The following is a 22,275-nucleotide window of genomic DNA, read 5'->3' as shown; positions in this document are numbered from 1 at the left end:
CGGCGCCGAAGCCTTCGCCACGCCGGGTACCATGGTCCACACGGCAGACGAGCCGGGCGGACGGCCGCGTGGAGTCCCCCTGACGGGGAGCTCCCCGAGGAACGTCCGGGCTCCACAGGGCAGGGTGGTGGCTAACGGCCACCCGGGGTGACCCGCGGGACAGTGCCACAGAAAGCAAACCGCCCAGCACCTCGGTGCTGGGTAAGGGTGAAACGGTGGTGTAAGAGACCACCAGTGCCCAGGGTGACCTGGGCAGCTAGGTAAACCCCACCCGGAGCAAGGTCAAGAGGAAACACTCCGGTGTTTCTGCGCGGACGACCGAGGGCTGCCCGCCCGAGTCCGCGGGTAGACCGCACGAGGCCGGCGGCAACGCCGGTCCTAGATGGATGGCCGTCGCCCGGGGCTCCGCGAGGAACCCCGGGAACAGAACCCGGCGTACAGCCCGACTCGTCTGCCGCTCTACGTTTCCGCAGTTCAGAGGCAATGATTCCTCACGGAACAAGCTGTCCGGGAATTCGGGTCCGAGTCTTGGTGCCCCTGTCCCACCACCCATGCGGCAGATCTGGGTATTTCGGGCATTAAGGGTGGGTCAATGTCAACGTGCCCGCCCTGTTGGACGCCGGGCAGCCTGTCTGACGCGCCGCATCCCTGGCCCCGCTGCGACTTCGACGGCCTCTCCCGCCGGCGCAATCACCTGGAAGAGATCGAGCGGTCCTGGCCGCCGCGGTGACGGCGGCGAGCGTGGTCTCCAGCCCGTTGAAGGCGCAGACGCTCATGACCCGCTTCGCTTGGTGCGGAACGAGGTGCGCCTGTTTCGCCGAACCATCGCGACGGTGGCTGCGAGGCTGCCGCGATTCAGGTCGGGGTGCAGGCCGTTCCCGAGACGATGTATCTGGTCAGTGTGCCAGCTCATGTCCATTACCCCGTCCAGGGTCTTGAGGTCGGCGATTTTGCCCAGCAGGGTTCTCATGCCGTAGCGCACTTGGCGTGCCGTGAGTGCCTCGGTCTGCCCTTCGAGGATGAGCCGGGCCGCGTCCGGCGTGGTGATCGCCGGCCGGCCGATGCCGACCACGTCGCATTCGCCGGCCTCTACGGCACGCCGCATGGCGTCGCGGGTGCGGAATCCGCCGGTGACGGCGAGTGGGATGTCGCCCACCAGCTTGCGAACGGTACGGGCGTATTCCAGGAAGTACGCCTCGCGTGCCCTGGTACTGGGGGCCGCCGAGCCGCTCATCGCCATGGACTCGTAAGTACCGCCGCTGACCTCGATGAGGTCGATGCCTTCGTCGGCGAGCGCGGCCAGCACGGCCTGGGACTCGTCCTCGGTGAATCCGCCGCGCTGGAAGTCCGCCGAGTTGAGTTTGATGCCCACTGCGAAGCCGGGCCCGACGCGGCCGCGGACGCGGCGGACGACCTCGAGGACGAAACGCATCCGCCGCTCCGGATCGCCGCCCCAGTCGTCCTCGCGCCGGTTCGCCAGGGGTGACAGGAACTGCGAGATGAGATACCCGTGAGCCCCATGCACCTGTACGCCGTTGAAGCCGGCCGTCTCGCACACGGCCGCGGCCGTGGCGAAGCGCTCGATGATCTCCTCGATCTCTGCCGGTCGCAGTTCGCGCGGCGTCGTGGCACCGGGCAGTTTCGTCGGGATGGGGCTGGGGGCCACCGGCGTGTGTCCGAGTGCAAAAGGATTGGCTTGGCGTCCGGGGTGGTTGAGCTGTGCCCAGATCACACCGCCCGAGTTCTGGGCCGACTTGGCCCAGCGCGAGAGCGCGTCGAGATCACGTTCGTCCTCAATGACGATGTTGCCCGGTTCGCCGAGCTGTTCGCGATCGATCATGACGTTGCCGGTGATCATGAGGCCATAGCCGCCTCGGCTCCATGTGGAGTACAGACGGCCGAGGCGCTCGTCGGGTGCGTTGTTCTTGTTTCCCAGCGCCTCGCTAAGCGCCGACTTCATCAGGCGGTTGGCCAGTACCTGGCCGTTCGGGAGAGTGAGGGGGGTGTCCAGCGTGTTCATACGGGCTCTTCTTCGGTGTGGGCGGCGTCGGCAGGGGTCGGCTGGGGGACGGGTTCGTCGGGCAGTGCCGGTCGGCGGATCGTCACGTGAAGGCGGGAGGGGGCTGGTAGCCCGCGAGTCGTCGCCTGTCGGTGTCGCCGTTCTGACACCGGGTGTCGGCGGACCGGCCGGACAGTCGCAGCGGGACACCACCTCTACCCGGGCCTGCTGCCTGTCTTCCCCTGCAAGGGCAGGAAGGGGCTGGGTTTGCCGTGCCACGAGATGCGCAAGGCGTCGCGGGCTCGGGTGGTGGCGACGAAGAGCTGGTTGCGGCTCTTCTTGAGTTCGCGTTCGTACCGCTTGGGGTCGGTCGTTTCGTACTTCTCGATGAGGGCGGTGCGCGGGAGGATGCCGTCGCTCGCGCCGATGACCGCGAGCTTCTGGTACTCAAGCCCCTTGAAGCGGTGCATCGTGCCGATGTGGACCTCGCCGCCGCCCTGCGGGCCGTCCTTGGTGAGGGTCGCCGTGGTGATGCCGTGCTTCATCTCAAGGTCGGCGGCGACACGGCCGGCCATGTCACCGTCGGCGACGCAGACGGCCATGGTGCCGCTGGGGTCGCGCGCGGTGCCGTCCTCGGTGGGCTGGGTGATGTCCGCGCGCCACTGCTTGAGGGCTTCGGCGAGCCGGGCGATCTCGTCGGTCCAGTCAGCGCAGGCGATGAACTCAGGCGCTGGGCCGCGCAGCAGGGAGTGGTAGCCGTCGAGGGTGTCGGTGCCGTCGTCGAGGTCGTCGTAGGCGGATCCGTGGACGACCTTGGCCGCCTGGTCGAGGATCTCCTGGGTGGTGCGGTAGCTGAGCGTCAGTTTCGAGGAGCGTCCGCGGATGTTGACGCCGACGGTGGAGAGGGTGACCTGCCGGTCGTAGATCCGCTGGAGATCGGCACACTGCCGGGTCACCTCCTCCAAGGAGGGGCGGTCCTCCGCCTTGTGCGCCAGCATGGCCGTCACGACGGGAGCCAGTTCGTCGGGCAGCCCGGACAGGTCGGGGCCGATCTCGGAGTTGACCACCTGCGCGGCAACCGCCTCCCAGCGGGCGCCGTCGTACGGGTAGTGCCCGGTCGCCGAGTAGAGGAGTACGGTGCCCAATCCGTACACGTCGGCTGCCTGCGTCACGTCCAGCTCGCCCAGGGCCTGTTCGGGCGGCATGCAGCGCACCGTGCCGATGACCGCGCCGGCCTGTGTGAGCGACCCCTTGGACGCCCCGAAGAAGGCGCCGAGGCCGAAGTCGATGATCACCGGGCCGAAGTCGCTGAGGATGACGTTCTGCGCCTTCAGATCGCGGTGCAGCAGACCCGCGGTGTGTACGGCGGCGAGCCCTTCGGCCAGCAGCGCGCCGAGGCTCGCCACGAGTGGCGCGGTCAGCGGACCCTGATCCCTCACGACGTCGGAAAGGGGGCGGCCGGGGACGTAGTCCATGGCCAGCCAAGGCTGTTCGGCGAAGGGATCCGCGTCGATGAAACGGGCCACACGGCCCGTTCCCGAGATCGTCCGTGCGATCGTCGCCTCGCGCTCGAAACGAGCGCGGGTGTGCGGATCCGTACGGTCCGGCCGGATCACCTTCACGGCGACCGGTTCACCCGCGACGGAGTAGGCGAGGTAGACCTCTCCCATCCCGCCCGAGCCGAGCCGCCGCTCGACCAGGTACGGGCCTATTCGTAAAGGCAGAGTCGCGCCGTTCACCGCACATCCCCCATGACTCCCGCAAAGTTTGCAGGACCGTACAGCCTACTTACTGATCGTGGCCGTACCAGTGTCAGACCAACTCGACGAAGCCCGCCCAAGCCTCACGCGACACCGTGAGAACGGGCCCGGCGATGTCCTTGGAGTCCCGGACGTGGACAGCGGCGGTATCGGCCGCGACCTCTACGCAATCGCCGCCCTCAGTTCCGCTGTAGCTGCTCTTGAACCAGGCACGGCCCGAGGCGACGGTCGAGGACTCAGCGTTGTTCATAGCGATCCCAACAACCCTTCGATGAACTCCAGTGACTCTCGCGGAGTGAGAGCCTGTGATCGGATGATCCCATAGCGGGCGTTTGCGAGAGTCGCCTGTTCCGGGTCGATCTGAAGAGAGCCGATTCCCTGCGCCTCGGCGTACACGAACTTCTTGCCGTCCTTCCGCGTGACGACCGTGAACGGCCCGTTCACACCGGCGTTGTCCTCGCAGTCGAGCGGCATGACCTGGATCTCGACGTTCCGCTTCTGGCCGATCAGGAGCAGATGCTCAAGCTGCCCCCGTAGTACGTCCTTTCCGCCGTAAGGGCGCCGTAGCACCGACTCTTCCATGACGAAACTCAGCAGCGGCGTCGGCCGCCGGTCAAAGATGTCCTGCCTGGCCAACCGCGCTGCCACTCGCTGGTCGATGGTCTCCTGGTCGAGGAGGGGACGCCGCATGGCCAGCAGTGCCCTCATGTATTCCTCTGTCTGGAGCAGGCCCTTGACCACGATCATGTCGTAGGCGAGCAGCTCAATGGCCTCCTTCTCCAAGGCCGCCATCCCCTGAAAGAACCCCGGATACTGCGCCCGCTCCACCTCCTCCTTCCACACGCTCAACAACCCACCCGCGCCCAGCACTTCATCGGCACGGTCGATCGTCCTGGGCGACGGGATCCTCCGCCCCTGCTCGTACGAGGCGACGGTCGCGGCCGAGTACCCGATCCGCCGGCCGAACTCCTCCCGGTCCAGCCCCTCCCGCAGGCGCAGTGTCTTCAGGTTCTTGCCGAACGCGCAGACCACGCCCTTCCCGGCCTCGTCCTCCGGCCGCCGCCCCACCCCGCCGTCGCCGCTCTCCCAAGCGTCTCCAAGACTCACAGCCGCTCCACCGCCCCCGCCCGCCAGGGCGTCCGCACCCGCACGCTCCGTCATCCCAGCCACCGCCTCCCCGGCCCAACGCCCGCCCCCGGACGCCGTCACGCCGCGCATCTCGTACCAGGCCGCACACGGCGCGTACAGCTGCACCGCGTCTGTGCGTCACCACTGGTAACGCTACGCCACCAACGGGACCGTAATCAGCGTGATGACCAAGCCCGACAGCACCAGCAGCACCACCGAACTCGGCGACCCGGCGAAGACCGGCCGCTTCTTCGAGATGTGCTTCACCTCCACGCCCCGCGGCGCCCGCCTCGCCCGCCGCCTGACGGCCCTCCGGCTGGATGAGTGGGGCATCCCGTACGACTGCCACCACCACGACGACCTGCTCCTGATCGTCGCCGAACTGACCGCCAACGCGGTCCGGCACGGACACGTCGCCGGCCGGGACTTCCGTCTCCGCGTTCACGCGACCGCCGACGGCGGCACCGTCCGCGTCGAGGTCACCGACACCCGCGCCGAACGGATCCCTCGCCGCCCCGCCGCCCACGACAACCCGGACGCCGAGGAAACCGGCCGCGGGCTGCTCCTCGTCTCGCACCTGGCCGCTCGCTGGGACTGGCACCCGCGCCCGGACGGACCGGGCAAGACCGTCTGGGCCGAGTACGCGCTCGCGAAGTAGTCACGTCATCAGGGTGGTCCCTGGCTTGCCCCTCTCCTGGTCGCACGAGCCCCAGGAGAGGAGCCGGGCGATCAGGCTGCTTCCCGGTTCTCCCAGCAGTCCCGGAACCACGCCAGGGTCTCGGCGAACAGCTCACGGTTGCGGTCCTTCTCCAGCACCGACAGACGGAAACTGGGACGCAGCTCCAGCTTGCCCTCCGGGAGGTCGACCCCCTCCAGTTCGTTGAGCCGCCTGAGGAACTCGGCACGCAGCGCACGGTCGGTGAACGGTTCACGGGCGGCCAGGTGCTGGAACACCACTTCCGCCGTGCCGCCACGCCCGGTGCCCGGGTAGAGCGTCAAGGGCCAGATGCCGCGGCCGGGTGCGCCCGCCTGACCCAGCATGAGGAACGCGCTGGTCGTGACCTGGCCCGCCCCGTGCCCGATCCAGCCGCCGAGTTTCTCCCAGCGGGTGAGGAGCGCGCGGACGGCCTCCACTGTCTCGGGGGAGTCGTCCGCCGCGAGTTGACGGAAGAACCTGTCTGCGCGTGTTTCCTCGCCCTGGCCGCCACCCGGCGTGCGCTGCGCGGCGTCCTTGCCGTCCGCACCGTCGGCCTGGTCGTCGTCCTCGGCGACGAGCACGGCGAGGTCGTCGGCAGTGAGACGCTGCGCCGGATCGGCGGCCCCGTTGCCGTGGCGGTCAAGCAGCCCCTGTCACCTCCTTCAACAGCCGCGTGAAGGACCGGCCCCATTCCTCCACCGTCTCCCTCGTGAAAAGGTCCGTCGAGTACTCGAACGTCACCGTGATGGTGTCCGCTTCCGGGGTGATCACCACATAGAACTCGTTGCGGGCCACGCCCTGGATGGGAAGGGAGCGGATCGTCGTGTGGACGTCCTGGAGGTGCAAGGACGGGGGCTCTGTGGTGATCACCGTGAACAGGACCGTCGGGAACAGTGCGTTCCCAAGGTCCGGTGCGACAGCGGAGACCACGTCCGTCAGAGGGAGTTCCTGGTGGTCCAGGGCCTCGAAGAGGGTGGTGCTCAGTTGGGCTGTCAGGGCGGGGAAGGAGTCGGCCTCGGACAGGCGGGCCCGGACCAGTACGGCGTCGCCCAGGATGCCGACGATGTCCGAGCGGTCGCGGTGGACGCGGTTCGCGCTGGACGCGGCCAGGACGATGTCGTTCCGTTCACCGCACAGCGTGCCGAGCCACCTCGCGAACGCGGCCGCCAGGACCGTGTAGGGCGTGGTGCCCAGACGGGTCGCCGTGGCGGTGAGGCGGGACGGGGTGCCGTCGGCGATGGTCCAGGTGTGCAGGGCGCCCCGGCCGGACAGGGTGTGGGGGCGGGGGTGGTCGTAGGGGAGCTGCGGGCGCAGGGGGATGCCTTCCAGTTCCGTGCGCCAGAAGTGTTCCAGGATTTTTCTGCGGTCGTCGGGCAGGTCGTGTTCCGCGCGGGCGAAGTCCGTGAAGTGGTGGGTCACTGGGGGCAGTTGCGGTGTGCTGCCCGTCCTCTGCGCGTTGTACAGGTCCTGCAGGTCGCGCCTGATGATGCCCAGGGACCAGCCGTCGCAGACCGCGTGGTGGAAGACCGTCATCAGGATCCAGTGGTCCGGTGCCACCCGGGCCAGACCGAAGCGGAACAGGGGCGGCTGGTCCATCGCGAACGGGGTGGAGGCCTGCTCGCGGCACCAGTGGTCCACCACGTCCTCGGGCTTCCCGGTGAGGTCGGTGGCCGGCAGGGACACCGGGACTTCCGCCAGGACCTCGACCTCGTAACGGCCGTCCTGCCTGCGGACCGGCCTGCTGCGGAGTGCGTGATGGCGTGCCACCACGTCCCTGAGGGCCTCGTGCAGCGTGCCGGGGTCCAGGTCGCCGTGGAGGTCCATGCGGTGGGCGACGTTGTAGACGCTCGGGTCCGGGAGGGAGTGGTGGCGGTGCCACAGGCGGCGCAGGGTGGAGGGCATGGGTGCGGTGTCTGTGACGCGGTCACCCCGTGCGGCGATGCCCCGGATCGTCGGGTCCAGGAAGAAGTCCGCCATCGTGAGGTCGATGTCGGCCACCTCCTTGACCCGGTTCAGCAGGCGTATCGCGCTCAGTGAGTGGCCGCCCAGTTCGAAGAAGGACACCGTCATCGGGACCGGGCAGGTGTCCAGTTCCTCGCACCACACGTCGTGCAGGGTCTTCTCCAGTGCCGTGGCCGGGACGGACCGCGGGGTCTCCTCGGCCGTGTCCTCACCGGGTTCGGGCAGCGCCGTGCGGTCGAGTTTGCCTGAGGAGTTCACCGGGAGACGGTCCAGCGGGACCCAGCGGCGGGGTACCAGGTGGCCGGGGAGTTCGGTGGCCAGCGCGGCGCGCAGGGCGGGCCAGGCCGCCCGCTCGGCCAGGACCACGTACGCCACCAGTTCCGTGTCGCCGTGGCGGTCCCGGCGCGGGAGCACCGCCGCGTCCCGGACGGCCGGGAGCGCCGTCAACGCGGCCTGCACCTCGGCCGGTTCGACCCGGTAGCCGCGGATCTTGACCTGGTCGTCCGCCCTGCCCCGGTACTCCAGGGTGCCGTCCGTGCGCCTGCGGCCCAGGTCGCCCGTGCGGTACAGCAGCCCGCCCGTGCCGTCGTCGAGAAACGCGGCAGCGGTCTCGGCCGGCCGGTTGTGGTAGCCGTGCGCCACCGCGACCCCGCCCACGTGGATCTCGCCCACCGCCCCGACCGGGACCTGTCGGCCCTCGTCGTCCAGCAGCACGATGCGCGCTCCCGGTACCGGGGTGCCGATCGGGGGCCAGTCCTCGCCGGCCGGGTCGACGCGGTGCGACGTGACGATGATCGAGGTCTCCGTGGGGCCGTACTGGTTGTAGAGCGCGCAGTGCGGGTGTGCGGAGAGGAAGCGGCGGAAGGACGGGGTGAGGTGGAGCGCCTCCCCCGCCGAGAACAGCTCGCGCAGGGAGGGGAGCTCGGGGGCCGTCTCCATCAGGTACTTCAGCGGGGTACAGGGCATGAACATCCGCTGCACCCCGTGGCGGCGCACCGTCTCGGCCAGTGCCGCGGGGTCATGCCGTACGGCGTCGTCGACCAGGACCAGCGCCGCTCCCGAGGCCAGCGTCGTGAAGATCTCCTGCACGCTGACGTCGAACGCCGGTGACGTCCATTGGAGGGTGCGGAGTGCGGGATGGCGGCTCAGGTGGTGCTGGACCAGGTTCGCGGGGCCCCGGTGGGGTACGACGACGCCCTTCGGGTGGCCGGTCGAGCCCGAGGTGTGGATGCAGTAGGCCGGGTCCTCCGGGCCGGCGCCGTCCGCGAGCGGGGTCGACGGGAGGGTGGCGTCCGCCGATTCCACGAGCAGTACGGGGGGTTCGAGCTCCCGCAGCACGGAGTGTTCGAGGTCCAGGTGTGCGGTGGCCTTGGAGGTGAGGAGGAGTACCGGTGTCGTGTCGGCGAGGAGCAGGGCCAGGCGTGGGGTGGGGACGGACGGGTCCAGGGGGACGTACGCCGCTCCCGTCTTGAGGACCGCCAGCAGGGCCGTGATCAGTTGCGGGCCTCGTGGCAGCAGGACCGCCACGCGCTGTCCCCGTTCGGCGCCCCGGGTGCGGAGCAAGTGGGCGAGGCGGTTGGCCGCGGCCTCCAGCTCCGCGTAGGACACCCGCTCTTCGTCGCCGAGGAGCGCCACGGCGTCGGGCGTGCGGAGCGCCTGCTGTTCGAACAGGCCGTGCAGGGTGCCGGGGGCTGCCTCCGCTTCGGTGCGCTCCAGGCGAGCCAGGGTCGTGCGGTCGGCCGCCGTGAGGGCGGTCAGGTCCGCGAGTGGCGCGTCCGGGGTGTCCAGCGCGCGGCGCAGCACCTGTTCCACGTAGTCCACGAAGCGGCGCACCGTCGCCCCGTCGAAGAGGGCCGTGTCGTACTCGACCATGAAGCGGACACCGGCCCGGTGGTGGGTGAGGTAGACGCTGAGGTCGAAGGGGGCGCGGTCGCTCGGGAGGTCGAGCAGGGTGGACGTCAGGTGGGGCGGGTCGAACTCCGCCTCGCCCTCGTTCTCGTACTCCACCATGACCTGGAACAGCGGGTTGCGGCCCGGGTCGCGGCGCGGGTTGAGCGCGCTGACCAGTTCGTCGAAGGGGACGCCGCTGTGCTCGTACGCCGCTGTGCTGCTCTCGCGGACGCGGCGCAGCAGGGTCGGGAAGTCCGGGTCGCCGGTCAGGTCCAGGCGGAGTGGGACGGTGTCGAGGAACAGCCCCACATGGTCCTCGGCACCGACCGGGCGGGACGCCACCGCCGTGCCGATCACCACGTCCCGCTGGTCGCTGAACCTGCCGAGGACCGCGCCGATCGCGCTGGTGAGTGCCATGAAGAGGGTGGCGCGGTGACCGGCGGCGAACTTCCGCAGCCCCTCCGTCAGTCGAGCGTCGAGGTCGTGCGTGACACTCGCGCCCGCTCCCGACCTGACCGGTGGGCGGGGGCGGTCGGTGGGCAGGGTCAGCTCCGGTGCGTCGCCGAGGTGCTGCCGCCAGAAGTCGAGGGACGCGGGGTCCGGCCGGGTGGCCGCCGGCAGTTCGGGCAGAGGGCGTGGTCCGGGACCTCCGCCCCGCCGGGCTCGGTAGTACGCGGCCAGGTCGCGGGCCAGTACGGCCGTGGAGGACGAGTCGAAGACGATGTGGTGGGCCAGGAGGAAGAGCAGGTGGTGGTCCGGAGCCAGGCGGAGCAGGCGGGCCGCGACCAGCGGGCCCGTGGTGAGGTCGAGTCCGTGATGTGCCGCGAGCATCTGCCGTAGGGCCTCTTCCTCCGTCGAGCCCGTGTGGTCCTCCAGCGGGCAGTCGAGCGGTATGCGGTCGCGGATCTCCTGGTAGGGGACGCCGGACGTGTCGCCGAAGACCGTGCGCAGGGCCGGGTGCCGGTCCGCGACCCGCTGCAGTGCCCATCGCAGGGCCGGGACGTCCAGCGGGCCGTCCAGACGGATCGCCTTGGGCTCGTGGTACATGGGGGTGCCCGGGTGCAGTTGCTCCAGGAACCAGATGCGGCGCTGGGCGGAAGTGAGCGCACGCCGGCGCGGCGGCTCAGGCTCGGGCGACGCCTGCGGCCCGGTGCCGGGGGCCGTCCCGCGTACCCGGTCGAGGAGCGGTAGCGCCGCCAGCACCTTCTCCTTCGGCACGCCGAAGTCCACGAAGCAGGCGATCTCGTCCGCACCCGCGGCCCGCAGACGCCGTACGGTGTCCGCGGCCGTCTGCTCGTCGCCGATCAGCGCGCGGGAGTCGCAGTAGCGCTCGTAGGCGCGGCCCAGGAGGAACTCCACGTCCTCCTCGGAGGTGTTCTCCAAGTCCACCCGGAAGCCCAGGCTGTTGGTGACCTGGTCGAAGAGGGACAGCGAGGAGCGCAGATACGACAGGAACGGCCGGTACGCCTCCGCACGCGCCCGCTCCGCGTCGTCCTCGAGGTAGGTGTGGACGAGCACCACCACCCGCCCGGCCGCCGGGTCGAGACCGTGCTCGGCGCGGCAACGCCGGTACAGCGCGATGTTCTCGGCCAGTTGTTCCACCGTCTGCGTCATCAGGTTGGTGACGACGCCGAGGTCCTCGGCGGCCGCCCGGCGATAGCTGTCCGGGTTCCCGACGACGGCCACGTACATCGGCGGCCGTTGCTGTACCGGGCGTGGGTGCAGACGGATCTCGACCGGGGTGCCGTCACCCGCCGTCGTCTTCAGGGGCTGCCCCGACCAGAGGTCCCGTACGGTCGCCAGGTGCTCGTACATCACCTCCCGGTGCCGGCCGAAGTTCTCCGGGGCGAGCACGAAGTCGGTGGCGTGCCAGCCGCTCGCGAAGCACAGGCCCGTCCGGCCGCCGGAGATGTTGTCGACGACCGACCACTCCTCCGCCACCCGGGCCGGATGGTGCAACGGCAGCACCACGGAACCGGCGTGCAGCCGGACCCGGCTGGTCCGGGCGGCCAGGGCCGCGGCCAGTACGGAGGGGTTGGGGAACAGGGCGCCGAACGAGTTGAAGTGCCGTTCGGGGAACCACAGGGCGTGGAAGCCGTGCTGGTCCGCGAAGTCGGCTGCGGCCATGATCAGGCCGTACTTGTCGTGGTCGGTGTCCTGGGGGTAGTCGCCGAAGAAGTAGAGGCTGAAGTCGCCGTTCCCGGCGGGGGACGTGGACGGACCGGGGGCGGGCGCCCGTGCCGGGAGAACCTGGGCGGGCGTCTGTTCCGGTACCGCCGAGGCGGGCGTCGGTGTCGGGAGATCGGAGGCGGGCGTTCGTGCCGGGAGAACCTGGGCAGGCGGCCGTGCCGGGACAACCGAGGCGGGCGTCTGTTCCGGTACCGCCGAGGCGGGCGTCGGTGTCGGGAGATCGGAGGCGGGCGTCCGTGCCGGGAGAACCTGGGTGGGCGTCGGTATCGGGACAGCCGAGGCGGGCGTCTGTTCCGGTACCACCGAAGCGGGCGTCGGTGTCGGCAGATCGGAGGCGGGCGTTCGTGCCGGGACATCCGAGGCAGGCGTCTGCGCCGTGCCGGACGCCCCCGCGAGCACGTCCAGTTGGCGGGAGATCATCTCCCCCACCTGGCCGACGAGTTGCTCCGCCAGCCGCAACTGCTGACCGAACAGGGCGTGGACCTCGTCCGGGGGCGACGGCGGGGGCGCGGCAGCGGGTGCGGCCGGTGATTCCTCGGCCGACGGCACCTCTCCCCGCAGCCGCGCCACCCGTTCCGCCAGCTTCCCCGGCGAGTCGGCCGAGTCGAACACCTCCCGGATCGGGACCCGGACGCCGTACCGCTGCTCCAGCTCGGTCGTCATGCTCATCAGGGAGAGTGAGTCGGCGCCCAGTTCGAAGAACGAGCTGTCCGGTGTGACGTCCGTGACCGGGCGCCCCAGTTTGTCCGCTGCCAACCTCCTGATGAACTCCACGACTTCACCGGACGGCTCCGGCCTCGTCGGAGCGGTGACCGGCGCTTCGATCCGGTACGGCACCGCACGCCGCCGCAGCGGATGCCCCGGGAGCGACACCCGGCCCCCGTCACCGGCGAGCGCCTGCCAGTCCAGGTCCGCACCCCTGCGGTACAGCGAACCGAGCGCCGTCAGGATCCCGTGCGCCTGCTCGGCGGCCCCGTCCCCGTCGCCCTGGCCGCTCAGCCAGCGGCTGTCGGGTACGCAGTGCCGGCCGAGGCCGGTGAGGGTCCGCCCGGCGCCGATCTCCACGAAGTCCCGGCAGCCCTGCCCGACGGCCGCGTCCATGGCGAGGTCGAAGCGGACCGGCTGCCGGGCCTGACGGCAGAGGTACTCCGCGTCGGCCGTCCAGCCGGCCCGGCGCAGCTCACCGTCGGCCGTGGTCACCATCGGGGTGCGCAGCGGACGGTACGTCACGTCGCGCGCACGGGCCCGGAACTCGTCCAGCGCGTTGTCGATCCCCGCGGAGTGGAACGCCCGGTCGACGGGCAGCGCACGCCACTCCACGCCCTCCTGGTCGAGCAGCCGTGTGGCCTCCTTCAAGACCTGCGGAGGGCCCGAGAGCACCTGGGCGCGTGGGCCGTTGACCGCGGCGAGCTCCGCGCCGGCGGCCTGCGCGACCCGCCGTGCGGTGGCCTGGTCGGTCCGGACGGCGAGCATGCCCCCGGTGGGACATCGGTCCTGCATGAGGCGCCCGCGCCAGGCGGTGAGCCGGAGTCCGTCCTCCAAGGTGAGGCCGCCGGCCGCGTACAGGGCCGCGTACTCGCCGACGCTGTGGCCGAGCAGAAGCGCGGGGCGCAGGCCGGCCGCCCGCCATGCGTCCGCCAGCGCCGCCTGGTGGGCGAAGAGGGCGGACTGTGCGGTCTCGGTGGGCCAGATCTCGTCCGCCGCGGGGCCGCCGGCCGGATCAGGGGCGGTGAGCAGCCGCGTGAGCAGACTTCCGCCGAACTCCCGGGCGTAGAGCTCCTCGCACCGGTCGAGCGTGGTCCGGGCGGCCGGGTGCGCCGCGTACAGGCCGTTCGCCATGCCGCGACGGGCGCTGCCCTGGCCCGCGAACGCGAACGCGAGCGGGCCGAGAGGGACAGGCTCCGGGCGGGGGGCTTCGAGGTTCCCCAGCGCTTGGGCGAGGTCGCCGGCGGTGCGGCCGGCCACGGCGGTGCGTGCAGCGCGGTGCGGCCTGCCGAGGGCGAGTGTGGCGGCCACGTCGGCGGCCGGGAGGTCCGGCATGTCCGACAGCCGGTCGCGGAGGGCGGCCGTGAACTCGTCCAGGGCTGCCGTGTCATGGGCCGACACGGGCACGAGCACCGGCAGTTCGGGAACGGCTCTCCGACGGGCGGGCGGGGCTTCCTCCAGCACCACGTGGGCGTTGGTGCCGCCGACGCCGAGCGCGCTGACCCCGGCCCGGCGGGGCACGCCGGCCGGCACCTGCCAGGGTCGCAGCTCCGTGACGAGCGTCAACCGGCCGTCGGAGACCGGGAGTTCGGGGTTGGGTTCGGTCAGGTGCGGCGTCGGCACCAGCGTGCGGTTGCGCAGCATGAGGACCGTTTTGATGAGCCCGGCCATTCCGGCGCAGCTGTCCAGATGCCCGATGTTCGGTTTCACGGAGCCCACCGCACACGGTCCGCCGCGTCCCTCGCCCAGCGCCCGCGCCAGCGCGGTGAGCTCCACCGGATCCCCGAGCCGCGTGCCCGTACCGTGCGCCTCCACGTACGAGACCGTCTCCGCGGGCACCTTCGCCCGGCGCAGCGCCTGGCGTACGACGTCCACCTGCCCCTCGACACCGGGCGCGCTGAAGCCGACCTTGGCGGCGCCGTCGTTGTTGACGGCCGAACCCAGGATCACCGCGTGCACGGTGTCGCCGTCGGCCAGCGCCCGGTCCAGGCGCTTGAGCAGGACGGCGGCCACGCCGTTGCCGCCGACGGTGCCGTCGGCCCGGGCGTCGAAGGCGCGGCAGCGTCCGGTCGGGGAGAGGATCGAACCGGGGTGGCTGTGATAGCCGGTCTCCTGGGGCAGGTGCACGGCCGCGGCGCCCGCCAGGGCCAGGTCCGTCTCCCCGGTGAGCAGCGCCTGCACCGCGAGGTGCACGGCGACCAGGGACGTGGAACACGCCGTCTGCACACCGATCGCCGGGCCGGTGAGGCCGAGCCGGTAGGCGACGCGCGTAGCGAGGAAGTCCGGCTCCTGCCCGATGGCCGTCTGCATGCCGGAGGCCGGGTCCGCCGGGTCGTACGGTGCCCCGGTCGCGGACGGCCGCTGGTGGTCGTAGAGGTTCATGCCGGAGCCGGCGAACACGCCCACGCGGACGCCGGGCGCGGTCGCCGCGTGGCCGCCGTCCTCCAGGGCCCGGTGGCAGCACTCCAGGAACAGCCGGTGCGCCGGATGCGTGAGTCCGGTCTCCTTGGGGCTCATCCCGAAGAAGTCCGGGTCGAACTCCTCGATACCGTCCAGGATCCCGGCCACGGGCACGAAGCCCGGGGCGCGGCGCTGCTCCGGGGTGAGGCCCGCCGCCGCGAGCTCCTGCTCGCCGAACACGCTGACGCTGTCCACGCCGTCCCGCAGGTTGGCCCAGAACTCGTCCACCGAGTTCGCGCCGGGAAAGCGCAGGGACAGTCCGATGACGGCGACCCGGCGGTCGGGCGAGCCGTCCTCACGTCCCGGCTCCGGGGCGGCCGTCGCCGCGGGCCGGTCCGCGAGGTGCGCGGCGAGCGCGCTGACCGTCGGGTGCTCGAAGAAGGCCGTCTGGGCGATCGGTGTCCCGAGGCGTTCCGACAGCCGGCTCCGCAGACGCACCAGCAGTACGGACGTCAGGCCGAGTTCGTAGAACGGCACGTCCACGTCGACCGGGCGGCCCAGTACGGCGCCCAACTCCTCGCGCAGCACCCGCGTCACCGTGCCGGAGTCCGTGTCGGTCACGGTGCCGGAGTCCGTGTCGGTCACCGTGGCGAAACCGCCGGCCACCAGCCGGTTTCGCAGCTCCGCGCGGCGCACCTTGCCCGCCGGCGTGCGCGGGAACCCGTCCGCCGGGACGGGCAGCACGTACGCGGCCGTGAGCCTGAGCCGGGTGTACAGCGCCGCCTTCACCTCGGTGGCGATCCGCTCGTCCTCGGCGGCGCCGCGGCTGACGAAGAACACCGCGAGCTCCTCCGTGCCCCGCTCGGTGTGCGGGATTCCGCAAGCCGCGACCTCGCCCTGCCGGACGCCGTCGACGGCGATGGCGGTCTCCTCCACCTCGTGGCAGTAGACGTTGTGCCCGTTGAGGATGATCACGTCCTTGCGGCGGCCCGTGATGACGACCTGGCCGTCTTCGAGGAAGGCCAGATCGCCCGTGTCCAGCCAGTCCCGTCCGGCCGGGTAGGCCGCCGCGTCCGCCTCGGGGTTGTTGACGTAGCCGGGTGTCAGGCGCGCCGGCGAGTGGACCTGGAGGACGCCGATCCGGCCCGGCGGGGCGAGGCGGCCGTGCTCGTCGACGATGCGCAGGGTGACCCCGTGCGCGGGCGAGCCGGAGGCGACGAAGGTGACGCAGTCGGCGTCCGGGGTGTCCTCGCCGGCCCGGCACAGGTCGCCGCCCAGGCTGTTCCTGAGCAGGCGGTGCACGGTGCCCGGCCGGTTCAGCCGGCCGTAGGTGACGGCCGTGACCGTCTCGGCCATGCCCCACACCGGGGCGATGTGCTCCTCGCGCACGCCGTACCGGGCCGTCGCGTCGAGGAAGTGGCGCAGCACCGGCAGCACGACCCGCTCGCCCCCGCACACCAGTGACTTGAGGCCGCCCAGGTCCCAGTGGCCGTCGGGCCGCTCGGCGAGCGCGTCCGCGACCAGCCGGTAGGCGAAGGTCGGCGCCCAGCCGTGCTGCGCACGGTGCTCGTGGAGGAGGTCGAGCCAGCGCAGCGGCTCGGCCAGCACCCGGTCGGTGGGGGCGTGGACGTTGGTGCAGCCGGTGAAGACCGCGAGCAGGTGGTAGAGCAGGAAGGCCCCGCTGTGGTCGACGGGCAGCCAGTTCACCATCGTGTCGTCCGCGCGCACGTCGAGGATCCGCCGGCTGCTCGCCGCGAAGTCCGCGAGCCCGGCGTGGGTCAGCCGGGCGGCCTTCGGCACGCCGGTGCTCCCGGAGGACAGCATCAGCAGCGCCGTGTCGGAGGGGCCCGGCTCGACGAGGTCGTCCGCGGGCGGCGCTTCCAGGCAGTCAGCGGCGAGGGCGACCCGCACACCGGGCGCGGCCCGGTCGACGGCCGCCGCGCCGGGAGTGTCGGTCAGGACCAGGGGCCGGCCGAGTAATGCGTACGCCTGGACCAGGCGTTCCGCGGCAGGGGAGCCCGGCTCTGGGCGGTCGGCGATGGCCACGGGTACGGCACCGCCGAGTACACAGGCCCAGAAGGCGGGAAAGAAGTCGGCCAGCGGCAGCCCGCACAGCACCACCACATCGCCGCGCCGCAGTCCGTGGGACCGCAGGCCCGTGAGCATCCGCCGTGCGGCGCCGAGCAGTTCGGGATACGACCGTGAGCTCGTCGTGCCGTCGGCGGCGACGGTGACGACGGCTGAGCCGGGAGCGGACCGGGCTGTGTCCAGCAGCGCCCGCACCGCGTCGACCGGGTCGTGCTCGGTGCGCTCCGGCTCAGGACCCCGGCAGTCGGCCTGCCCCCGTAGACGTTCCATGCGTGTCATCTCCCTCTTCGTGGCCGGTGGACGGACGGTCGATGCTGCCCTCGTCGGTCGAGTGGTCTTCGTCGGGCGAGTGGTCTTCGCCGGTGGGTGAAGGGCGGCTTCGAGCGGTGAACAGCAGAAGGATCAGCGCCCCGCACAGCGCAGCCCCGTGGAATGTGCCCACGACGGCCAGTGCGGGCAGGGACTCGAGGGCGGCCGCGGCGGCCATCGTGCCCAGGGCGAAACCGGACTGCTCGGCGGTGGCGGACAGGCCGAACAGCCGGCCGCGCTGCCGGTCGGGCGCCGCCTGAAGGCGCGAGGTGTAGACGATCTCGGTCCAGCCGTCGGCGATGCCCGCCGCCAGGGCCGCCGCCATCAGGGCCGGGGCGGGCGGTCCGGTGAACGCGGCCATGAAGCAGAGGGACATCGCGCAGGTGCCCACCGCGAAGGCCCGCTCGCTCCAGGAAGCCCCGTGCGACCGGCGCTTGAGAACCTGGTGGGCGAGCATGGTGCCGACGGCCCACGCCGACCAGAACCAGGTCATGAACACCGCCGGCTCGGACGGCTGGGCTTCGTGAGCGGCCAGCGGCAGCGCCACGTTGTGGGACGCGGACGCCAGCGCGTCGAGACCCCGCAGCGCGATCATGCCGAGCAACGGCCCGGCGAGGCCCGCGACGTGAGGCCGCAGCCACCCGGTCCGGGCCGTCCCCGGGGAGTGGTCGTCCGGGCCGGCCGCGGGAGTTTCGCTCACCGCGACGTCATGGTCGTCCGTACGGGGCTTCAAAGCCAGCACGGCCGCCGCCGACACCGCGAAGCTCGCGGCGTTGACGCCGAACGCGACCCCGAAACCGCCGACGGCGATGACCGGCGCGGCCGACGCGAAGCCCAGCACCGTGGCCGTGGAACGGGCTGTGACCAGCACGCCGTTCGCCCGGGCGCGGTTGTCCTGCCCGACCATGACCGGGACCGCGCTGCGCAGGGCGACGTTGAAGAACGTGTTCCCCGCGCCCAGCACGACCACCGCCCCGAGCAGCACTGACAGCGGGGTGTCCGTCGCCCACAGCGCGAGCACGACCATGGCGAGGGTCTGGGCGAGGTCCGTGACCACCATGACGGTCCGGCGCGTGACCCTGGCGGTCAGCGCCCCGGCGGCGAGGCCCGCCGCCACACCGGACAGCAGCCGTACGGCCATCACGGCACCCACGCCCAGCGCGGTCCCCGTGACCTCGTACGAGAACAGGCTGAGCGCGATCAGATTCAGATAGGTCCCGTACGCCGACACGGCATGCGCGACCACGACGGCACGAAACCGCCAGTCCACCCCCGTCACCGGACTCCTCAACCTGGTTGGGCCAGGGTCGGCCGCTCGGCGTTTTCAGCGCAGGGTAACCCGCCGACGGCGTGTGAACAGGGAGTTGTTCCACATCCGGCGATCAATGCGGCTCCGCGTCGGCGGAATCCGACGCTCCGCCCCGTGTGGTGGCCGTGCCCGTCGCCGGGGGCGGCACCTGAGCCGTGCCCAGCGACCGTCGCGTCACGCGTTCCAGATGTTGCGCGAACACGCCGCGCGCGTCCGGCGTGAGCGTGCGCAGGGCCACCAGGGCCGTGATGACGACGTCGCACAGTTCCGCCTGGACGTCGTCCCAGCTGTGCGTGACGCCCTTGCGAGGGTTCTGGCCGGTGGCGCCGATCACCGCCTCGGAGACCTCCCCGACCTCCTCGGACAGCTTCAGGATGCGCAGGAGCAGGCCCTCGCGGCCCTCGACCGGGCGAACGCTCCCGAGCCACTCCCACAGGTCGTCGACGGCGGTCCACAGCTCGGGCGGTGTCTGATCGTTCATGGGGCCGCAGCCTGCCACGTGGGTGTGACAGCGCCCCGAGTCGCGGCCCTACTCCATGTACTCCTCGTCGAACAGGGCGTCCTGCTCGCCCTCCTTCGCCTGCCGCAGCCGCCTGGCGCGCGTCCCCACGACAACCGCCGTCCCCGCCGCCGTCGCCGCGAACGCCGCCGGGATCATCCAGCCCCGGTTCACCGCGTGCCCCAGCGCGTGGTCCAGGGAGAGCTTTCCCGGTCCGGTGACCGCGAGCCCGGCGGCCGTCAGGCCCAGCGTGGCCGCGTACTCGTAGCCGCCGCTCTGGTTGAAGAAGCCGTTCGGGGTGTGCACCGCCGCCGCGCCCGCCATCGCGCCGGCCGCGGCCGCCCCGGCCGCCGGCGTGGCGAGGCCGAGGGCCAGCAGCGTGCCGCCGCCCGTCTCCGCGAGGCCGGCCGCCGTCGCGCTGGCCTTGCCGGGGGTGTACCCGACGGACTCCATGAACTGGCCGGTGCCCTCGATGCCATGCCCGCCGAACCAGCCGAACAGCTTCTGCGCGCCGTGGGCCGCCAGCACACCGCCCGTCCCCAGCCGAAGCAGCAGCAGGCCCAGATCACGTCGGTTGTAACGCCTCACGTCGTCTCCCGGAGCAGACAGCAGGAACAGAAGAACACTCCTCGTCGCGTTTCCACCGTCGCACCGCTGACACCCCGCGACATCCGGCGGATCTCTCCGGGACGCCGTTCGGGTGGCACGGGTGGCGGGGTGCGAGGGCCGGTACGAGGCTGGCTCGCATGACGATTCAGACCACGCGCCTCAGTGATCCGGCCGTCCGTGCCTTCGTGACCGCCGTGAACCACCACGACCGGGAGAGCTTCATGGAGCTTCTCGCGCCCGGCGCGACGATGGCGGACGACGGCTCCGACCGCGACCTCGCCGACTGGGTCGACCGGGAGATCTTCTCCACCCACGGCCACATGGAGGTCGACAACGAGTCCGACGGGGGCCGGTCCCTCATCGCCCGCTACAGCAACGACACCTGGGGCGAGATGCGGACCCGGTGGAGCTTCACCGTGGACGACGACGGCAGGATCTCCCGCTTCGAGACCGGCCAGGCCTGACGCCCCGCATCACAAGGCTGTGCGGCAGTCGTTCCACGCGCACCGGTGCGTACCCCGCGGTCCCACGCGGGGTCCACCCCCACCCGGTGCCGTGGAACGACTGCCGCCTCCCCCCTGGATGTGGCTTACGGAAGCTATCTGTTCCAAGTGTGAAGCTTTGGTGTAGGCGAGTTGAGCATAGGCGCCCGACCGGCCGCAATAGCCCGGACGTTCAGATTCCGTTTGTGTAGGTTGACGCGTTGACTATCGTCGGCCCGCGCCCGGCTGCGCCCGGGCGCGGGCCGACGTACTGCATCGCCGTGGCCGGAACCGTCGCGAACTGCGCGTTCGCCTCCAGCGGCAGTTTGGCCATGTGCCGCACCGTGTGGGCCACGTCGGTCACGTCGGCCACGTCCATCACGTTTGTGCGAGAACCTCCGTGATGCGCGAGCGCCGCGGTCAGTTCGGTTGGCGTAGTCCGGCGACGAGGAGCGCGACCAGTCGGCGTGCGTCGTAGCGGGGGTCGCTCTCGGCGCCGATGCAGAGGTTTCCGATGCCGCGCATGAGGTGGTAGGCGTCGAGGCCGGAGCGGATCTCGCCGGAGGCGGCGGCGGCTTCGAGGAGCTGGGTGCACACCGGCAGGAGGCGTTCGAGGAAGTAGGCGTGGAGCGCCTCGAAGCCGGTGCTGTCGCCCTGCATCGCGGCTGCGAGGCCGTGTTTGGTGACGAGGAAGTCGACGAAGAGGTCGACCCACCGCTCCAGGGCGGCACAGGGAGTGGGGCCGGCCGCCAGCAGGGTGGGGCCGGCTTCGGCGCAGGCGTCGATCTGGTGGCGGTAGACGGCGACGACGAGGTCCGCCCGGGTGGGGAAGTGGCGGTAGATCGTGGCCACCCCGACGCCGGCCTCGGCCGCGATGTCGCGTACCGGCGCCTCCACACCCGAGGTCGCGAAGACCGCGGCGGCCGCGTCCAGCAGCGCCTGCCGGTTGCGCCGGGCGTCCTTGCGACTGGACCTGGCTGAGCTTCCCGGGCTCTGGCCGCCGTCGTTCACCGCAGCACTCCTCACTTGATCGATCTTGCAAAACGGATCGACGTTCCGTATCGTATTCGGAACAAGGTTCCGTTTCCTTCATGATGGCAGACCGGCAGTCCTGCGGCCAACCGCTGTCCTCAGCACGCTCCACCCGGGACCGGAACAGCCACGCCCTCGTCGCCACCCGGCGTCGATGTGGCTCCGCATGAGAAACGCTCCCCATCCGGCCCATGCCCGCGGCCTCGCCGCCCGCCGGGCTCACCGAACCCAAGAGTGCGCACGCACCGAACGGAAGGCACCTCCATGTCCGAAACCAAGACCGCGAACGCCCAACAGACCGCGGGCGCACCCGCCACGGTGATATCCGCGCGGCCGGTCGTCCTGTCCGCCCCGGGCCGCGGTGACGACCTCCAGGTCCGCGTGTCCGCCCCCGCGACCGGCACCGGCCTGCCCGTCATCGTCTTCTCGCACGGCTTCGGCTGGTCGATGGACGGCTACGCCCCGCTGGCCGACTTCTGGGCCGCCCACGGCTTCATGGTCATTCAGCCCACCCACCTCGACTCCAGGACCCTGGGCATCCCCGCCGAGGACCCCCGTACCCCGCGGATCTGGCGCCTGCGCATCGAGGACCTCACCCGCGTCCTGGACGAACTCGACGTCCTGGAAGCCTCCGTGCCGGGCCTGGCCGGGCGCCTGGACCGTGACCGTGTCGCCGTGGCCGGCCACTCCTGGGGAGCCCAGTCGGCGAGCACGCTGCTGGGCGCGCGTGTCCTCGACTCCGACGGCAAGCCGGGTGAGGACATGTCCGACCCCCGGGTCAAGGCGGGCGTACTGCTGGCCCTGACCGGCTTGGGCGACGACCTGGTCCCGTTCGCCGCCGAGCACTTCCCCTTCATGAAGCCGTCCTTCGACACCATGACCACCCCGGCCCTCATCGTCGCCGGGGACAAGGACCAGTCCCACCTGTCCACCCGCGGACCGGACTGGTTCACCGACCCCTACACCTACAGCCCCGGCAGCAAGAGCCTGCTCACTCTGTTCGACGCCGAGCACTCCCTCGGTGGCATCCCGGGGCACGAGGTCGCCGAGACGACCGACGCCAGCCCCGCACGCGTCGCCCTGATCCAGCGGCTCACCACGGCCTACCTGCGCAGCGCCCTGTACGGCGAGGCCGCCGCCTGGAAGGCGGCGGCCACCGCACTGGAGGAGGACCCCAACCCGCTCGGCACGCTGCAGAGCAAGTGACGCGCCCGAC

At 71.4% G+C, this 22,275-nt stretch carries 12 protein-coding genes, 1 other RNA gene and 3 pseudogenes; 4 read left to right on the top strand and 12 right to left on the bottom strand.

The features are described 5' to 3' along the window. Positions 1-48 precede the first annotated feature (48 nt). Positions 49-454, top strand: an RNA gene (gene rnpB, locus IE97_RS39305) — RNase P RNA component class A. A gap of 318 nt (positions 455-772) precedes the next feature. Here rnpB and IE97_RS0114905 read toward each other — a convergent pair. The 5 genes and pseudogenes from IE97_RS0114905 to IE97_RS0114890 form a co-directional block, all read right to left on the bottom strand. Then, entirely contained in the window at positions 773-2,020 is a 1,248-nt protein-coding gene (locus IE97_RS0114905) for an NADH:flavin oxidoreductase/NADH oxidase family protein (protein WP_030238564.1), read from the bottom strand. Positions 2,021-2,214: 194 nt separating this feature from the next. Further along, positions 2,215-2,931, bottom strand: a pseudogene (locus IE97_RS43755) (3'-5' exonuclease); the annotation flags it as partial. Between the two features lie 27 nt (positions 2,932-2,958). Beyond that, positions 2,959-3,738 (bottom strand): annotated as a pseudogene (locus IE97_RS43750) (serine/threonine-protein kinase); the annotation flags it as partial. Positions 3,739-3,811: 73 nt separating this feature from the next. Beyond that, complete coding sequence (locus tag IE97_RS0114895; protein WP_030238556.1) at positions 3,812-4,009, bottom strand: DUF397 domain-containing protein; 198 nt, start codon at positions 4,007-4,009, stop codon at positions 3,812-3,814. Next, positions 4,006-4,920, bottom strand: coding sequence for a helix-turn-helix domain-containing protein (locus IE97_RS0114890; RefSeq protein ID WP_030238552.1), 915 nt, complete (start codon positions 4,918-4,920; stop codon positions 4,006-4,008). Before IE97_RS0114890 ends, IE97_RS0114895 begins: the two co-directional genes overlap by 4 nt. Positions 4,921-5,071: 151 nt before the next feature. Here IE97_RS0114890 and IE97_RS0114885 point away from each other — a divergent pair, with 151 nt between their 5' ends. Continuing rightward, positions 5,072-5,545, top strand: a complete 474-nt coding sequence (locus IE97_RS0114885) for an ATP-binding protein (protein ID WP_051704978.1) — start codon at positions 5,072-5,074, stop codon at positions 5,543-5,545. Positions 5,546-5,616: 71 nt separating this feature from the next. On the opposite strand, the gene IE97_RS0114880 is transcribed toward IE97_RS0114885, so the two are convergent. The 5 genes from IE97_RS0114880 to IE97_RS0114860 all read right to left on the bottom strand — a co-directional run bounded on the left by IE97_RS0114880 (position 5,617) and on the right by IE97_RS0114860 (position 19,524). Further along, positions 5,617-6,165: a hypothetical protein gene (locus IE97_RS0114880; RefSeq protein WP_030238543.1), complete on the bottom strand. Its 549-nt coding sequence runs from the start codon at positions 6,163-6,165 to the stop codon at positions 5,617-5,619. A gap of 58 nt (positions 6,166-6,223) precedes the next feature. After that, positions 6,224-17,089, bottom strand: a complete 10,866-nt coding sequence (locus tag IE97_RS42955; RefSeq protein ID WP_030238539.1) for a hybrid non-ribosomal peptide synthetase/type I polyketide synthase — start codon at positions 17,087-17,089, stop codon at positions 6,224-6,226. Next, complete coding sequence (locus IE97_RS0114870; RefSeq protein ID WP_199807086.1) at positions 17,049-18,398, bottom strand: MFS transporter; 1,350 nt, start codon at positions 18,396-18,398, stop codon at positions 17,049-17,051. The genes IE97_RS42955 and IE97_RS0114870 overlap by 41 nt, the downstream gene beginning before the upstream one ends. Positions 18,399-18,510: 112 nt before the next feature. Continuing rightward, positions 18,511-18,918, bottom strand: coding sequence for a MazG-like family protein (locus IE97_RS0114865; protein ID WP_051704977.1), 408 nt, complete (start codon positions 18,916-18,918; stop codon positions 18,511-18,513). A gap of 48 nt (positions 18,919-18,966) precedes the next feature. Continuing rightward, positions 18,967-19,524, bottom strand: a complete 558-nt coding sequence (locus tag IE97_RS0114860) for a DoxX family protein (RefSeq protein ID WP_030238527.1) — start codon at positions 19,522-19,524, stop codon at positions 18,967-18,969. A 158-nt stretch (positions 19,525-19,682) separates the two neighbouring features. Here IE97_RS0114860 and IE97_RS0114855 point away from each other — a divergent pair, with 158 nt between their 5' ends. Next, entirely contained in the window at positions 19,683-20,009 is a 327-nt protein-coding gene (locus IE97_RS0114855; protein ID WP_030238525.1) for a hypothetical protein, read from the top strand. 280 nt (positions 20,010-20,289) lie between these two features. Here IE97_RS0114855 and IE97_RS40255 read toward each other — a convergent pair. Both IE97_RS40255 and IE97_RS0114845 read right to left on the bottom strand, forming a co-directional pair. Next, positions 20,290-20,400, bottom strand: a pseudogene (locus IE97_RS40255) (3-oxoacyl-ACP reductase); the annotation flags it as partial. Between the two features lie 47 nt (positions 20,401-20,447). Further along, positions 20,448-21,038 (bottom strand): TetR/AcrR family transcriptional regulator, encoded by a 591-nt coding sequence (locus tag IE97_RS0114845; protein WP_030238518.1) that lies wholly within the window; start codon positions 21,036-21,038, stop codon positions 20,448-20,450. A 285-nt stretch (positions 21,039-21,323) separates the two neighbouring features. Between IE97_RS0114845 and IE97_RS0114840 the strand changes: the two genes are divergently transcribed. Then, positions 21,324-22,265 (top strand): alpha/beta hydrolase family protein, encoded by a 942-nt coding sequence (locus tag IE97_RS0114840; protein WP_030238513.1) that lies wholly within the window; start codon positions 21,324-21,326, stop codon positions 22,263-22,265. Positions 22,266-22,275 lie beyond the last annotated feature (10 nt).

This window comes from Streptomyces sp. NRRL S-455 (assembly GCF_000717875.1).
Taxonomy (GTDB): Bacteria; Actinomycetota; Actinomycetes; order Streptomycetales; family Streptomycetaceae; genus Streptomyces.
Note: the sequence above shows the minus strand (reverse complement) of the source record. Positions and strands in the feature narration are given on the sequence as shown.